Raw genomic sequence first — 14,820 nt, 5'->3', positions numbered from 1 at the left:
GCCCGCCGGGTGGGGGACCCGGCGGGCGCCGGGGCGCCTAGGGGTGGTCCGCGACGCCGGGGGGCGTGGTCGCCAGGCGCCGCGCCGCCCGGTAGCCCGCCAGGTAGGTGCGCAGGCCGCGCCGGCCGTTGCGCATCATCACCTCGTGGTTGGCCTTGAGGAACGGGCGGCCGACGAGCGCGAGTCCGCGCAGGAGCGGCTTGCGGACCGTGACCTCCTGGTCGTAGACCAGCCGCGAGCCCGGCCCGTCGGGCAGGACGCGCCAGCTCGCCGTGCCGTCCAGGTCACCGACCAGGTCGGCTCTGAGCAGGCCCGACGCGGGCTCCTTCGCGTTGTGCCAGGTCTGGAAGACCAGGTCGTAGGGCAGCAGGGACCGGCAGCGCAGCTCCGCGGCGTTCTCGGCGATCTGCCGGGCCTGGCGCACCTCCGGCCACCAGTGCGGGTAGCTGCCCAGGTCGGCGAGCACGTCGAACACGTCGACCGGGGGCAGGTCGACCCGCCAGACGCTGCGGAAGCGGTACGAGTTCAGCGGCATGGTCGCCATGCTCACGCAGGGCGAACCGGCGCACCAGCGGGACGCTCGGACGACCCCCGCCGCCGACGCCCCAGGGCGCCCCGGGGCACGACGACAAAGGGCACGCCACCCCGGAACACGCCACCCCGGAACACGCCACCCCGGAACACGCCGGGAGCCGCGTGGCCGCGGCCCCGGTCAGCCGGCCACCGCGGTGGCCGTGCCCAGCACCTCGCGCAGGAACTGGCCGGTGTAGCTGCCCGCCACGTCCGCGATGTCCTCGGGCGTGCCCTCGGCCACCACCGTGCCGCCGCCGGAACCGCCCTCCGGACCCATGTCGACCAGCCAGTCCGACGTCTTGATCACGTCGAGGTTGTGCTCGATCACGATCACGGTGTTGCCCTTGTCCACCAGGCCGTTGATCACGCCCAGCAGCTTGCGGATGTCCTCGAAGTGCAGGCCCGTGGTCGGCTCGTCCAGGATGTAGACCGTCTTGCCGGTCGAGCGCTTCTGCAGCTCCGACGCCAGCTTCACGCGCTGCGCCTCGCCGCCGGACAGCGTCGGCGCGGGCTGGCCCAGGCGCACGTAGCCCAGGCCCACGTCGACCAGGGTCCGCAGGTGCCGGTGGATCGCGTTGATCGGCTCGAAGAACGCCGCCGCCTCCTCGATCGGCATGTCCAGCACCTCGGAGATGGTCTTGCCCTTGTAGTGCACCTCGAGCGTCTCGCGGTTGTACCGGGCGCCCTTGCACACCTCGCACGGGACGTAGACGTCCGGCAGGAAGTTCATCTCGATCTTGATGGTGCCGTCGCCCGCGCACGCCTCGCAGCGCCCGCCCTTGACGTTGAACGAGAACCGGCCCGGCTGGTAGCCGCGCACCTTCGCCTCGGTCGTCGCCGCGAACAGCTTGCGGATGTGGTCGAACACGCCCGTGTAGGTCGCCGGGTTGGAGCGCGGCGTGCGGCCGATCGGCGACTGGTCGACCTGCACCAGCTTGTCGACGTGCTCCAGGCCCTTGATCCGGGTGTGCCGGCCGGGCACCTGGCGCGCGCCGTTGAGCTTGTTCGCCAGCACGGTCGCCAGGATGTCGTTGACCAGCGTCGACTTGCCCGAGCCGGACACGCCGGTCACCGAGACCAGGCAGCCCAGCGGGAACGACACGTCGATGCCGCGCAGGTTGTGCTCGCGCGCGCCGACCACCGTCAGCTGGCGCTTGCGGTCGACCTTGCGGCGCGCCGACGGCATGGGGATCTGCTTGCGGCCCGCCAGGTACGCGCCGGTGATCGAGCCCTCGTTCGCCAGCAGCTCCCGGTAGGTGCCGCTGTGGACGACCGAGCCGCCGTGCTCGCCCGCGCCCGGCCCGATGTCGACCACCCAGTCCGACGTGCGGATGGTGTCCTCGTCGTGCTCGACCACGATCAGCGTGTTGCCCAGGTCGCGCAGCCTGGTCAGGGTCTCGATCAGGCGGTGGTTGTCGCGCTGGTGCAGGCCGATGGACGGCTCGTCCAGCACGTAGAGCACGCCGACCAGGCCGGAGCCGATCTGGGTGGCCAGCCGGATGCGCTGCGCCTCGCCGCCCGACAGCGTGCCCGACGCCCGGTCCAGCGACAGGTAGTTCAGGCCCACGTCCAGCAGGAAGTGCAGCCGGGCCTGGATCTCCTTGAGCACCGCGCCCGCGATCATCGCCTCGCGCTTGGCCAGTTCGAGGCCGTCGAGGAACTCCGAGCACTCGGCCACCGACATGGCGCACACCTCGGCGATGGACTTGTCGCCCTTGCGCCCGTGGTGCAGCGTGACGGCCAGGATCTCGGGCTTGAGGCGCGTGCCCTGGCACACCGGGCACGGCACCTCCCGCATGTAGCCCTCGTACTTCTCCCGCATGTAGTCGGACTCGGTCTGCTCCTGCCGCCGCTCCAGGAACGGGATGACGCCCTCGTAGTTGGCGTAGTACGAGCGCTCGCGGCCGTACCGGTTCTTGTACCGGACGTTCACCTGCTCGGGGACGCCGTGCAGGACCGCCTTCTGCACCTTCGCGGGCAGCTGCCGCCACGGGGTGTCCATGCGGAACCCGATGGTCAGGCCCAGCGCCTCCAGCAGGCGGGTGAAGTACTCGGAGGTCTGCCCGGACGCCCAGGGCGCGATGGCGCCGTCGGCCAGCGACAGCTCGTCGTCCGGCACGACCAGCTCCGGGTCGACCTCCTTGCGCACGCCGATGCCGGTGCACGCCGGGCACGCGCCGTAGGGCGAGTTGAACGAGAAGGACCGCGGCTCCAGGTCCTCGATGGCCAGCGGGTGGCCGTTGGGGCAGGCCAGGTTCTCCGAGAAGCCCCGCACGCGGCCCGGGTCGTTCTCCGGCAGGTCCACGAACTCCAGCTCGACCAGGCCGTCGGCCAGCCGCAGCGCCGTCTCCACCGAGTCGGTCAGCCGCTGCTTGGCGCTCGCCTTGACGCTGAGCCGGTCGATCACCACCGCGATGTCGTGCTTCTCCTGCTTCTTCAGCTTGGGCACCTCGCCCAGCGCGTACACCGCGCCGTCGACCTTCGCCCGCGAGTAGCCCTGCGACTGCAGCGTGGAGAACAGGTCGAGGTACTCGCCCTTGCGCCCCCGGATGACCGGCGCGAGCACCTGGAACTTGGTGCCCGCCGCCATGGCCAGCACCTGGTCCACGATCTGCTGCGGCGTCTGCTTGGAGATGGCCTCGCCGCAGGTCGGGCAGTGCGCCTTGCCCGCGCGGGCGTAGAGCAGCCGCAGGTAGTCGTAGACCTCGGTGATGGTGCCCACCGTCGAGCGCGGGTTGCGGCTGGTCGACTTCTGGTCGATGGAGACCGCGGGCGAGAGGCCCTCGATGAAGTCGACGTCCGGCTTGTCCATCTGGCCGAGGAACTGCCGGGCGTAGGCGGACAGCGACTCGACGTACCGCCGCTGGCCCTCGGCGAAGATCGTGTCGAACGCGAGGCTGGACTTGCCCGAGCCGGACAGGCCCGTGAACACGATGAGGCTGTCCCTGGGCAGGTCGAGGTCCACGCCCCGCAGGTTGTGCTCGCGCGCGCCGCGAACGACAAGGCGGTCAGCCACAACGGTTCCCTTCGGTATTCGGCCATCCCCGAACAGACGTTCGAAAAGCGTACTCCGACCACCACGACAGACCTGTCGGGGGAGGGCGGCACCATGGTAGGGGCGGGCACCGACAAAAACCGGCGGGTGGGGCCGCGATCGTGCGCCATCGGCTCTACCGGTCGGTAGCGGACGCCCCTACGCTGGGACGATAGGCCATTCGGCCCAGACGTCGGGATGAGGTGCCCATGAGCTTCGCTGATGCCGCCCAGGTCCGGTCCGCCGGTACGAGCGTACCCGCGCCGCGCGAGTCGGCGGCGGCGCAGGACGCCGCCGCCGGCCTCGCGCGGGTGCGGCGGGCCACCGAGGTGCTGTACGAGGTGGTGGAGGGCCTGGACCAGGCCGCGCTGCGCGGGCCGAGCCTGCTGCCCGGCTGGAGCCGGGCCCACGTCGTGACGCACCTCGCGCGCAACGCCGACGCCCTGGTCAACCTGCTGACCTGGGCGAAGACCGGCGTCGAGCACCAGATGTACCCCAGCCCGGCCGACCGGGACGCCGACATCGCCCAGGGCGCGGCCCGGCTGCCGCAGCTGCTGCGGGCCGACCTGGACGCGGCCTGCGAGCGCTTCGCGGTGGCCGCGCGCGACCTGCCGCCGGCGGCGTGGGGCGCGGAGGTGGCCCACCCGCGCACCGGGCCGTTCCCGGCGCGCCGGATCCCGTGGCTGCGGCTGCGCGAGGTGTGGGTCCACCTGGTCGACCTGGACGCGGGCGTGGGTTTCGAGGACCTGCCGGAGGACCTGGTGGAGCGGTACGTGGACGAGGTGGCGCGCGGCTACGCCGGCCGGGCCGACGTGCCGGCCGTGCGGCTGGACGTGACCCTGCCCGACGGCAGGCGGCGCGGCTGGCGGCTGGCGGACGGCGACCCGGTGGTGGTCGCGGGCCCGGCGGCGGCCGTGCTGGCGTGGCTGACCGGGCGCGGGGGCGGCGCGGGGCTGACCGGGCCGGCGCCGGCGCTGCCCGCGTGGCTCTGAGGAGCGCCGGTTGCACTACCGTCGGCGGTCGTGGACGTACTTGAGGACTACACGGGCCACGTCGAGCCGAACGGCCCGGCAGCCCGCCGCACGCTGGACGACCTGACGATCACGAAGATCTCGGTCGGTCCGATGGACAACAACGCGTACCTGCTGGTGTGCCGGGCGACGAACGAGGCGCTGCTGATCGACGCGGCGGCCGACCCGACCCGCCTGTCCGACCTGGTGGGCCACTCCCGGGAACGCCCACGCCTGAAGACCGTCGTCACCACCCACCGCCACCAGGACCACTGGGGCGCGCTCGGCGCGGTGGCCGGGGCGAACGGCTCGAACACGGTGGCGCACGCGCTGGACGCGGACGTCCTGCCGATCCCGCCGGACCAGCTGGTCGACCACGGCGACACGGTGGTGGTCGGCCGGGTGCCCCTGGCGGTGATCCACCTGCGCGGCCACACCCCGGGCTCGATCGCCCTGCTCCACCGCGAGCCGGGCGGGCGGGCGCACCTTTTCACGGGCGACTCGCTGTTCCCCGGCGGTCCTGGACGGACAACAAGCCCGGAGGACTTCACCAGCCTGATGAACGACCTGGAGTCGCGCGTGTTCGGCATCCTGCCGGACGAGACTTGGTTCTACCCCGGCCACGGCGACGACTCCACCCTCGGCGAGCAGCGCCCCCACCTCACCGAGTGGCGCGAACGCGGTTGGTGATCTGAGAAACACCCCGGACGGGGCCGCCTGATCCGACAGGCGGCCCCGTCCGGTGTCGCAGCAGCACGACGGCGCCTCGATCGGACGCAGGAGGTCCGACCGTACGCACATCGTGCTGCAGTTCCCGCCCGCTGGCGGTGCTGCTGTGAGCATCGAGGCGATCAACTGGGCGCTCAACCACGCCCCCATCCTCACCGGCCGCAAGGACGCCTCCGCTCTGGCGATCACTCTGATCGCCAGGGCCAACCACGCCGGCCCGGACGGCACCGAGGCGTTCCCGCCGGCCGAACGGCTGACCACCTACACCCGACTGTCCTGCCGCACCGTCCAGCGCGCACCGCTCCCCGGAAGAGCTGGACCTGATCCCAAGGGCAACCCCTGCTACCGCGACGCCCGGATCGAGCGCGCCGACCACCGTCCCAGGTCCACAACCTGGTCCTGATCGCGGGCATGTCCACCGGCTCGGCACTGGGGCGTTAGGACGACGCGCCGCTGACCAGCACGGGACGTCAACAGATCCGCAACGGGGCGTCAACCACGACCGGGCGGGGCGTCAGCATGACGCCCGAAACATCCGTCAACCGTCCACGAACCCGCCCCGCACCGAGCGCACGCAACGGGCGCTCGGCTATCGCCATGTCGAGATGTTCCACGATCTTCCGCAGCTCATGACCCTCCTCGACCTCTTCCTCAAGTCGGGCCACCGCTTTGGCCAGATCCCCCATCTGTTCCCCTGTCTCACCTGGGCAGTCGCCCCGTCCCATCAGAGGCGTAGCTATGGCAAGACTGTCCAGTCCGCTGGCATCTGGCCACGGGGTCGGACTACCTCTGCATCACGCCGGCAGCCATTGCCAAGGAACCAATAGATAGGAGGGCAGTTCATGTTGATAACCTGGGTTATCAACTAAATCTCACCGTGAGGGCCACGATCGTCGTATCGTTCTGCCGCGTCGGGCGAGGAGCCGCTGCCTGTGGCAGAAGCTCGACCTGCGGTCGGGTCGGCTGATGCGACGTGAGAGGGACGAGGGAGGGGCATACCGTGGTCATCGGTCCGCCGGACACGGCGCTACGCATCCAGATCCCCATCCTGGTGTCGATGTCGGAAATCGCCGCGTTCGCCCAGGTGAAGCGTCCCGTCGTGTCCACCTGGCGCCGCCGTTACCCGGATTTCCCCGCCGCCGTGTCCGAGCGCTCGGGCAGGCCGCTGTTCGACGGTGCCCAGGTGGCCGATTGGCTGATCACCTCGGGCCTGGGCAACGCCACCCCGGCGGAACTCCGCTCCGAGCTGGCCCTCTTCGGTATCGTCGCGCTGCGGGAGCGGTTCACACCGTGGCAGCTGATCGAGACACTGGGAAGCCTTCTGTGTCTGCGCAGACTTGACAGCCGACCGCTGACCGAGGGCCCGGGCGGCCCCCCGAGCAGCGCCGAAGCGGACGAGGTGCTGTGGTCCGCCGTCCTGCGCCGCGCCGAGCGGATCGACGCCGAGGACGATTTCCTCCTCCGGGAACTGCGCTCCCTCGACGCCACCGCGGCCCCGCTCGCTCGCCTCACCGAGGATCTGGTCGAGGCCGCCTACGAGGAGCACGGCGCATACGAGTGGCTGCTCTCCGCCCGCTCCCGGCTCGGACTGGACTCCCTCGCCGCTGACGCCGTCGCCCCCGAGCTGCGCCGCCTGCTCACCCAGCTCGCCGACCTCCGCATCAGGCTGGAGCACGGCGAGTCCCTCACCCTCGCCGACCCGCACGCCCGCGCCGGCGACCTGCTCGCCTCGCTCCTCGACGACACGGAGGACCGCGAACACATCACCGTCCTGGCCGCCGACCCCGACGAGCGGCTGGCCCGCATCACCCGCCGCCGCCTCCTCCTCGCCGGTGTCAGCGAACTCGACCTCGACGTCCAGACCGGCCCTGACCTGGAGGAGCGCCTCGCTGATCCGGACCTCGTCGTCACCCAGCTCCCCTACCGCCCTGGCGAGGAGCGCTCCGTGCTCGCCGCCCTGGCGGAGGTCGAGCGCGTCGCCGACCTCCTTCGCCCCGGCCGCACCGCCCTCGTCCTGGGCCCGGCCGACGCGCTCGTGGACGAGCTCAAGGACACCGAGGCGGCCCAGCTCCGCTCGGCTCTCCTGCGCGGTAACGTCGTCGAGTCCGTCATCGCGCTTCCCGGCGGCGTCGTGCCCTTCCGCCCTGGTTACCGTCCCGCGCTGTGGACGCTCACCCGCGATCCCGTCCCCGAGGCGGAGGGCAAGGTCTTACTGGCCGACATCAGTGCCGAGCAGCTCACGGCGGAGGTGCGCGTGCGGCTCGCCGAGGACGTCCTCCTCTGGCGGGCGGAAGGTTTCCGGGAGCTCGACGGCCACGACCCGCGCTACGGTCACGCGGTTCCCGTCGCCGTCCTGGAGCGAACTTTCGGCGGCCCGCTGATCCCGCCCGCGCCGCCCGCCGCTGTGATCTGGTCCGACAAGGTCGCGGAGCGCCCGGCCCTGATCGCCGAGGCGGAGGCGCGCCTGGAACGGGCGGCGGCCGATACCCGCACGTATGAGGACGAGCACGGCCCCTATCGGGGAGGCGTGCTGCGCCGCGTGGGACGCCTGCCCCGGCGCACCACCCTCGGTAAGTTGATCGCCGAACGCAGGGTGGCCCGGCTGCCGGGCCACCGCTTTGACGACCGGCACCTCACGTCGAACGGCCACCACGCCGTCCTGGGACCCGAGGAGATCACGGGCGCACGGCCCGTCGGCACGCGCCGCATCGACCGGCTGGTCCTGGCCGGCGCGTACGGCCAGGTGGCGCTCACCGAGCCCGGTGACGTCGCCTACACACTCGCGCCCCGCCTCGGCCTGTACGTCGATCACGACGGCTTCTCGGTGGTCGCCTTCCCGGCCCGCGTCCTGCGCGTGAACCCCGACGTCGCCCGCCCGTTGACCCCGCGGGTCCTGGCAGCCCTGCTGAATGCTGCCCCCAGCACCGCCCGCAGCCCCGGTGCGGTGCGCCCCGCCCGCCGCATCGAGGACTACCAGCTCCCCGACCTCGACCCGGACGAGGTGCGGCGCTTCGACGCCCTGCTGGCCGAGACCGAACGCCGGGAACGCCTGCTGCGCGCCCAGATCGACGCCCTCGCCGAGGCCTGCGGCCTGACGATCGTCGGGCTGGCGGACGGCACGTTCACCCTTGCCGATCCGCCCACCCGCACCGTCAACCGCACGTAGCCCATCCACCGATCAGACCCCATCAACCCACCAACAGGAAGTAAGGAACGATGCCTCCCCGCAAGCGAGCCGCGGCAGCCGCCGGACAGGGCGAACTGCCCGTCGTCTCCAGCACCAAGGAGATCCAGGACATCCTGTGGAAGGCTGCGGACAAGCTCCGCGGCTCCATGGACGCAGCCCAGTACAAGGAGTTCGTGCTCGGCCTGGTCTTCCTGAAGTACGTCTCCGACGCCTTCGCCGAACGCCGCGAGGAACTGGCCGCCGACCCCGAGCTGGCCCAGATCCCCGAGCACCGCCGCGCGGCCTTCCTGGAGGACAAGGACGAGTACACCGAGAAGAACGTCTTCTGGGTGCCCCCGACCGCCCGCTGGGACTACATCTCCGAGAACGCGGCCAGCGCGGAGGGCGGCGTCGGCAAGCTCCTCGACACGGCCATGGACGAGGTGATGAAGGCCAACAAGGCCCTCACCGGCGTCCTTCCGAAGATCTTCAACCGCGACAACGTCGACCAGAAGCGCCTGAAGGAACTCGTCGACCTGATCAGCGACGCCCGCTTCACCGGCCACGGCGACCGCCCGGCGCAGGACGTGCTGGGTGAGACGTACGAGTACTTCCTGGAGAAGTTCGCCCGTGCCGAGGGCAAGCGGGCCGGCGAGTTCTACACCCCGGCGAGCGTGGTCCGCCTGATCGTGGAGGTGCTGGAGCCGTACGAGGGGCGGGTGTACGACCCGGCGTGCGGCTCGGGCGGCATGTTCGTCCAGAGCGGCAAGTTCGTGAAGAAGTGGAAGGGCCAGGACCACACCCACGACATCGCGATCTACGGTCAGGAGGCCAACGAACGCACCTGGCGCCTGGCGAAGATGAACCTCGCCATCCACGGCATGGACCCCAAGGGCATCGGCGACCGCTGGGCGGACACCTTCGCCGAAGACAAGCACCCCGACCTCAAGGCCGACTTCGTGATGGCCAACCCGCCGTTCAACATGTCCGACTGGGCGAGGAAGACGGACGATCGGCGCTGGAAGTACGGGGTACCACCCCAGTCGAACGCCAACTACGCCTGGCTCCAGCACATCGTCTCCAAGCTGGGCGACCGGGGCAGCGCGGGCGTGGTCCTGTCCAACGGCTCGATGTCGTCCAAGCAGTCGGGCGAGGGCGAGATCCGCGCGGCGATGGTCGAGGCGGATTTGGTCTCCTGCATGGTCGCGCTGCCGGGCAACCTGTTCCGCACGACAGCCATCCCGGCGTGCCTGTGGTTCCTGACAAAGGACAAGTCGCCGCAGGGCGCGAAGGCCCTGGCGGACCGGCGCAGCCGAGTGCTGTTCATCGACGCCCGCTCGATGGGCACGATGGTCGACCGCACAGAGCGGATCCTCACGGACGAGGACCTGGAGAAGATCTCCGACACGTACCACGCGTGGCGCGGCACGAAGTCGGCAAAGGACAAGGGCCTCACGTACGAGGACGCGCCGGGCTACTGCTACAGCGCGACGATCGAGGAGATCAAGAAGAACGACTACGTGCTGACCCCAGGGCGGTACGTGGGGGCGGCCCAGGCCGAGGAGGACCCGGACGCGGAGCCGGTGGAAGAGCGGATCGCGCGGCTGACGAAGGAGCTGTTCGAGCAGCTGGACGAGTCAGCACGGCTGGACGCGGTGGTGCGCGAGCAGCTGGGGAGGATCGATGGTTGAGCAGCAACTCACCTTCGCTGATTTGGTGAAGGCGGGCGACATGACCTTCGGGGATGGTTACCGCACTAAAAAATCCGAGCTTGGTAAGCCAGGACTCCCAATCCTGCGTGTTGCCGAGGTGCATGATGGCGCCATCAGGCCCGAATTTGCGGATTACGTGAGTGACGCCTACCGAGCCGCTATGGGAGCAAAAGTATCTCGATGGGGGGATATTGTACTAACAACGAAGGGGACTGTCGGACGTGTGACGATTATTCCTACCGGATCCCCTGAGTTTGTCTACAGTCCGCAGGTCTGCTTTTTTCGTGTCACTGAGGGGGCACGGCTGGAATCCAAATATCTACACTACTGGTTCAAGAGTTCGGAGTTCTGGGGTCAGGCCAGCTCGCGCAAGAGCCAAACAGATATGGCTGACTATTTGAACCTGTCGGACATTCGTTCGTTGTCCATCACTGTTCCGGACCGCCGGCAACAGCATGCCATCGTGGACATCCTTGGGGCACTGGACGACAAGATCGCGGTCAACGAGCACACGGCCGCAACGGTGGACTCTCTCGTTTCTTCCATGTACAAGCTTGCAGTGTCCGATGAACACGCTAAGCAAGTACCCCTGGGTGACGTTGCTGCTGTTAACGAGCGGTCAGTCGGACCCGCGCCTGAGGGATCACTCCGCTATGTTGATATCTCCAGCGTGTCTGTTGGGGCGTATGAATGGCCTGAGCGCATCAGTTGGAGCAATGCTCCCGGAAGAGCTCGACGCAAGGCTTCTGTGGGCGACACGATTTGGTCAACCGTTCGACCCAATCGCCGGTCTCATGCATTGATTCTTGATGATGACCCGGAACTTACCTTCTCGTCTGGACTTGCCGTGCTGAGCCCAAGGAGCGTAGGTCCCGCACTGTTTTATGAAGCTACGAGAACCGCTGATTTTCAGGGCTACCTAGAGAGTGTGGCCGAGGGAAGCGCCTACCCTGCCGTTCACGCAAATCGGTTCAAAGAAGCCCCAATTACCCTTCCACCGCACGAAAAGTGGGAGGCTTTCGAGAAAGTGGCCATGATTCTGCGCCTTAGAGCGCACCAGGGAGTGGTGGAATCTCGTACCCTTGCACGACTCCGCGACACCCTCCTCCCCCAGCTGATGTCCGGCAAGCTTCGCGTCTGTGACGCGGAGAAGATCGTGGAGGACGCCCTATGACCGCCAGAAGCGGCAGCGAGCAGCTTCCCGCCCACCTCGACGCCAAGATGACCGAGGCAACGTGGGAACACCTCGCCCTGGACGAACTGGGGCAGCTCGCATGGGAGGTAAAAGCCGGCAAAGACCTCGCCCCCGGCACCGGCCACCGCCGCGACTGGAGCGACCTCATCCTGCACGACGAACTCCAAGCGGCCATCGAGAAGCTGAACCCGGAGCTGACCGCTACCGCCGTCCATGAAGCCCTCCGCATCGCCACCGACCCCGCCTCCCGCGAGGCGTACGCGGAGAACCGGCAGGCGCACGAGTACCTCACCGACGGCATCCGGCTGACCTATACCGACGAGTTCGGCGCCGAGCAGACCCCGACCGTGCGCCTCGTTGACTTCACGGACCCCGACGCGAACAGCTACCTCACCGTCAACCAGGTCATCGTCCGGGACACTGATGGTAGCCACCGCCGCTTCGACATCGTCCTCTACGTCAACGGCCTGCCCTTGGCCGTTGTCGAGTTGAAGAGCGCCTCCGACGAGAACGCGACCCTGAAGTCCGCGCACGCCCAACTCCAGACCTATGTCTCGGAGTTCCCGGTCGCGTTCCGCTACAACGTGCTCTGCCTGCTCTCGGACGGCATTACCGCCAAGTACGGCACGATTTTCACACCGTACGAGCACTTCGCGCCCTGGAACGTCGACCACGACGGTGAGCGCGTCGACACCACCGAGCCTGGCTATGACGGCGTAGACGCGCTGAACCTGGCCCTGCACGGTTTGTTCACACAGGACCGATTTCTCTCCCTCACCCGCAACTTCGTCAACTTCCCGCCGCCCAAACCCGGCGAGCCGCTCTCCGGCAAGCGCATCGCGAAGCCGCACCAGTACTTCGCGGTCAACAAGGCGGTGAAAGCGGTCGTCGAGGCGTCCCGGTCGACCGGGCAGGCCGGCGTCGTCTGGCACACGCAGGGCGCGGGTAAGTCCGAGGAGATGGTGGAGACGTCCGCGCTCGTCTCCCGCCACCCCGCGCTGAACAACCCCACCATCGTCGTCATCACCGACCGCAACGACCTCGACGACCAGCTCTACGACACCTTCCGGGACAGCAAAACCCTTCTCGGGCAGGAACCCATCCAGGTCAACACGCGGGAAGAGCTCCGCACCGAGCTGAAGAGCCGCACCGTCGGGGGGATCATCTTCACCACCCTCCAGAAGTTTGGCCTGAGCAAGGAGGAGAAGCAGGCCGGCAAGTCCCACCCGCTCCTCTCTGAGCGCCGGAACATCCTGGTGATCGTCGACGAGGCGCACCGCTCGCACTACGACAGCCTTGACGGGTACGCCCGCCATCTGCGCGACGCCCTTCCGTACGCCACCCTGCTCGCCTTCACCGGCACGCCGATCTCCAAGGCCGAGGCCGACACCCGGGCCGTCTTCGGCGACTACATCGACATCTACGACCTGAAGCGCGCCGTCGACGACGGGGCCACGGTCCGCGTGTTCCACGAACCGCGCGTGATCCAGGTCGACCTGCCCAAGGGCGTTGACCCGAACACGCTCGACGAGCAGGCCAACAGTCTCACCGAGGGCATGGACGACGCCGAACGCCGCCGTGCCATCAAGTACGCCACGACGATGAACACCGTCTACGGTGCCCCTGACCGGATAGCGAAGCTCGCCGACGACTTGATCGCCCACTGGGAGCTGCGCCGCGAACTGGTCAAGCCCGACATCGGCAGTCCCGGCAAGGCGATGGTCGTCTGCGCCACCCGCGACATCTGCGTACGGCTCTTCGACGCGCTGGCCGAGCGGCGGCCGGAATGGGTGGGCACGGAAGCCTCCCAAGGCGTCATGAAGATCGTCTTCCACAGTGACCCCTCTGACGAAGAGCACCTGCGCAAGCACGCCTTGCGGCCGTCCCAGCAGAAGGTCGTCCAGGCCCGCGCCAAGGACCCGGACGACGAGCTGGAACTGCTCATCGTCCACTCGATGCTGCTCACCGGTTACGACGCGCCGCCCATCCACACCCTGTACATGGACCGCCCCATGCAGGGCGCCAACCTGATGCAGGCCCTGGCCCGCGTCAACCGCCGCTTCCGGGGCAAGCAGGACGGCCTCCTCGTCGGCTACGCGCCCCTCACCGACAACCTCAACAAAGCCCTGCGCGAGTACTCCGACCAGGACCGCAAGGACCAGACGCTCGGCGCGGACATCGAGCGGGCCATCACCGAGGTCAAGAACGAACTGTCGACCATCAGGGGGCTGCTGGCCGGGTGCCACTGGAAAGAATGGCTGGCCGACACCGGCCGGCCCGACTCCCGCAGACGCGCACTGCGCCTGACCGCCGACTTCCTGCGTGATCCGACAAACCCTGGTAACCAGGTCGAGTCCGGTGCCAAGCCGCTCTCCGTCCGCTTCAAGGACAGCGCTGCCCGGCTCGACCGCTTCTACCGCCTCTGCGCGATGAGCCGCGAGATCGTCGAGCGTTGCGTGGACATGGACGACTGGCGCCGCGACATCGCCTTTTTCAGCGAGGTCCGGGCCTGGATGATCAAGCTCGACGCGGCGCAGCGCGAGGCGAGCGGGCAGCCGCTCAGTGCCGAGGTGCAGCGCTACCTCCAGGCATTGGCGGCCTCGGTCGTCGACGCCGACGAGATCACCGACCTGTACGCGGAGGCCGGGATCGGCCGGCTGGACATCACCCGCATCAACGAGGCGCAGCTGCGCAAGCTGGCGAACTCCGAGACCCCGCACCTGGTCGCCGAGGCGCTGCGCCGCCTGATCCAGCAGAAGATGCGCGAGGTGACCAAGCACAACGTCGTCCGCAACGAAAGCTTCTCCAAGCGCCTCGACGACTTGATGAAGCGGTACATGCTCCAGCAGCTCACCAGCGCCCAGGTCATCGCCGAACTCGCCTCCCTGGCCAGGGAGGTGTCGGCGGAGGCCCACCGTGGTGAGCAGTTCGACCCGCCACTCAGCCACGCGGAGCTGGCCTTCTACGACGCGGTCGCTCAGAAGAACATGGCCGAGCTGGTGGAGGGCGGCCAGGACACCCTCGCCGAGATCGCCCGAGCCCTGGTCAAGGACATCCGGAAGAACCTCTCCGTCGACTGGCTCTCCCGCGAGCCCGTCCGGGCCAAGTTGCGCACCCGCATCCGCCGCGTGCTGGCGATGTTCGACTACCCGCCGGAGGAGGAGCGCGAGGCGGTCGACCTCGTCCTGAAGCAGATGGAGATCGTGGCCGCCCTGTGGGCGCCTGCCGCGAAGTAGGCAGGAACGTGATGGGCGGGCCGAGTGCCGCCCGCCCATCACGGCCAGGTGTGCTCGATCCAGTCGTATCGGTGACGTTCTGCCCGGCGATGGTGATCGGTGCACTCGTCATCCAGTCGACAAGACTGGTATGGGCGCGAAGCGCTCCTCCGGCGTCAACTCGCG

Annotated in this window: 10 protein-coding genes; 7 read left to right on the top strand and 3 right to left on the bottom strand. The window is 68.9% G+C overall.

Annotated features, from left to right (window positions below; all coding sequences use genetic code 11):
- Positions 1–37 precede the first annotated feature (37 nt).
- Positions 38–535 (bottom strand): SRPBCC family protein, encoded by a 498-nt coding sequence (locus tag JOE68_RS23205; RefSeq protein WP_239562324.1) that lies wholly within the window; start codon positions 533–535, stop codon positions 38–40.
- Positions 536–712: 177 nt separating this feature from the next.
- Positions 713–3,589: an excinuclease ABC subunit UvrA gene (uvrA, locus tag JOE68_RS23200; RefSeq protein ID WP_204844391.1), complete on the bottom strand. Its 2,877-nt coding sequence runs from the start codon at positions 3,587–3,589 to the stop codon at positions 713–715.
- 227 nt (positions 3,590–3,816) lie between these two features.
- Between uvrA and JOE68_RS23195 the strand changes: the two genes are divergently transcribed.
- From JOE68_RS23195 to JOE68_RS23185, 3 genes are all read left to right on the top strand, one after another.
- On the top strand, positions 3,817–4,599 hold the full coding sequence (locus tag JOE68_RS23195; RefSeq protein ID WP_204844390.1) for a maleylpyruvate isomerase family mycothiol-dependent enzyme: 783 nt from the start codon (positions 3,817–3,819) through the stop codon (positions 4,597–4,599).
- A 30-nt stretch (positions 4,600–4,629) separates the two neighbouring features.
- Positions 4,630–5,307: an MBL fold metallo-hydrolase gene (locus JOE68_RS23190; protein WP_204844389.1), complete on the top strand. Its 678-nt coding sequence runs from the start codon at positions 4,630–4,632 to the stop codon at positions 5,305–5,307.
- Between the two features lie 145 nt (positions 5,308–5,452).
- Positions 5,453–5,749 (top strand): hypothetical protein, encoded by a 297-nt coding sequence (locus tag JOE68_RS23185; protein ID WP_204844388.1) that lies wholly within the window; start codon positions 5,453–5,455, stop codon positions 5,747–5,749.
- A 67-nt stretch (positions 5,750–5,816) separates the two neighbouring features.
- On the opposite strand, the gene JOE68_RS23180 is transcribed toward JOE68_RS23185, so the two are convergent.
- Positions 5,817–6,032, bottom strand: a complete 216-nt coding sequence (locus JOE68_RS23180) for a hypothetical protein (protein ID WP_204844387.1) — start codon at positions 6,030–6,032, stop codon at positions 5,817–5,819.
- A 314-nt stretch (positions 6,033–6,346) separates the two neighbouring features.
- On the opposite strand from JOE68_RS23180, the gene JOE68_RS23175 reads away from it, so the two are divergent.
- The 4 genes from JOE68_RS23175 to JOE68_RS23160 are packed head-to-tail and all read left to right on the top strand — an operon-like array spanning position 6,347 to position 14,655.
- Positions 6,347–8,512 (top strand): hypothetical protein, encoded by a 2,166-nt coding sequence (locus tag JOE68_RS23175; protein ID WP_204844386.1) that lies wholly within the window; start codon positions 6,347–6,349, stop codon positions 8,510–8,512.
- 50 nt (positions 8,513–8,562) lie between these two features.
- A complete protein-coding gene (locus tag JOE68_RS23170) occupies positions 8,563–10,203 on the top strand; it encodes a class I SAM-dependent DNA methyltransferase (RefSeq protein WP_204844385.1) in 1,641 nt (546 codons plus the stop codon).
- Positions 10,196–11,398, top strand: coding sequence for a restriction endonuclease subunit S (locus JOE68_RS23165; protein ID WP_204844384.1), 1,203 nt, complete (start codon positions 10,196–10,198; stop codon positions 11,396–11,398). The genes JOE68_RS23170 and JOE68_RS23165 overlap by 8 nt, the downstream gene beginning before the upstream one ends.
- A complete protein-coding gene (locus JOE68_RS23160) occupies positions 11,395–14,655 on the top strand; it encodes a type I restriction endonuclease subunit R (protein WP_239562323.1) in 3,261 nt (1,086 codons plus the stop codon). The genes JOE68_RS23165 and JOE68_RS23160 overlap by 4 nt, the downstream gene beginning before the upstream one ends.
- Positions 14,656–14,820 lie beyond the last annotated feature (165 nt).

It is taken from the genome of Saccharothrix algeriensis, from assembly GCF_016907655.1.
GTDB classification, from domain to species: domain Bacteria; phylum Actinomycetota; class Actinomycetes; order Mycobacteriales; family Pseudonocardiaceae; genus Actinosynnema; species Actinosynnema algeriense.
The sequence above is the reverse complement of the archived record's forward strand: the minus strand, read 5'-3'. Positions and strand labels throughout refer to the sequence as shown.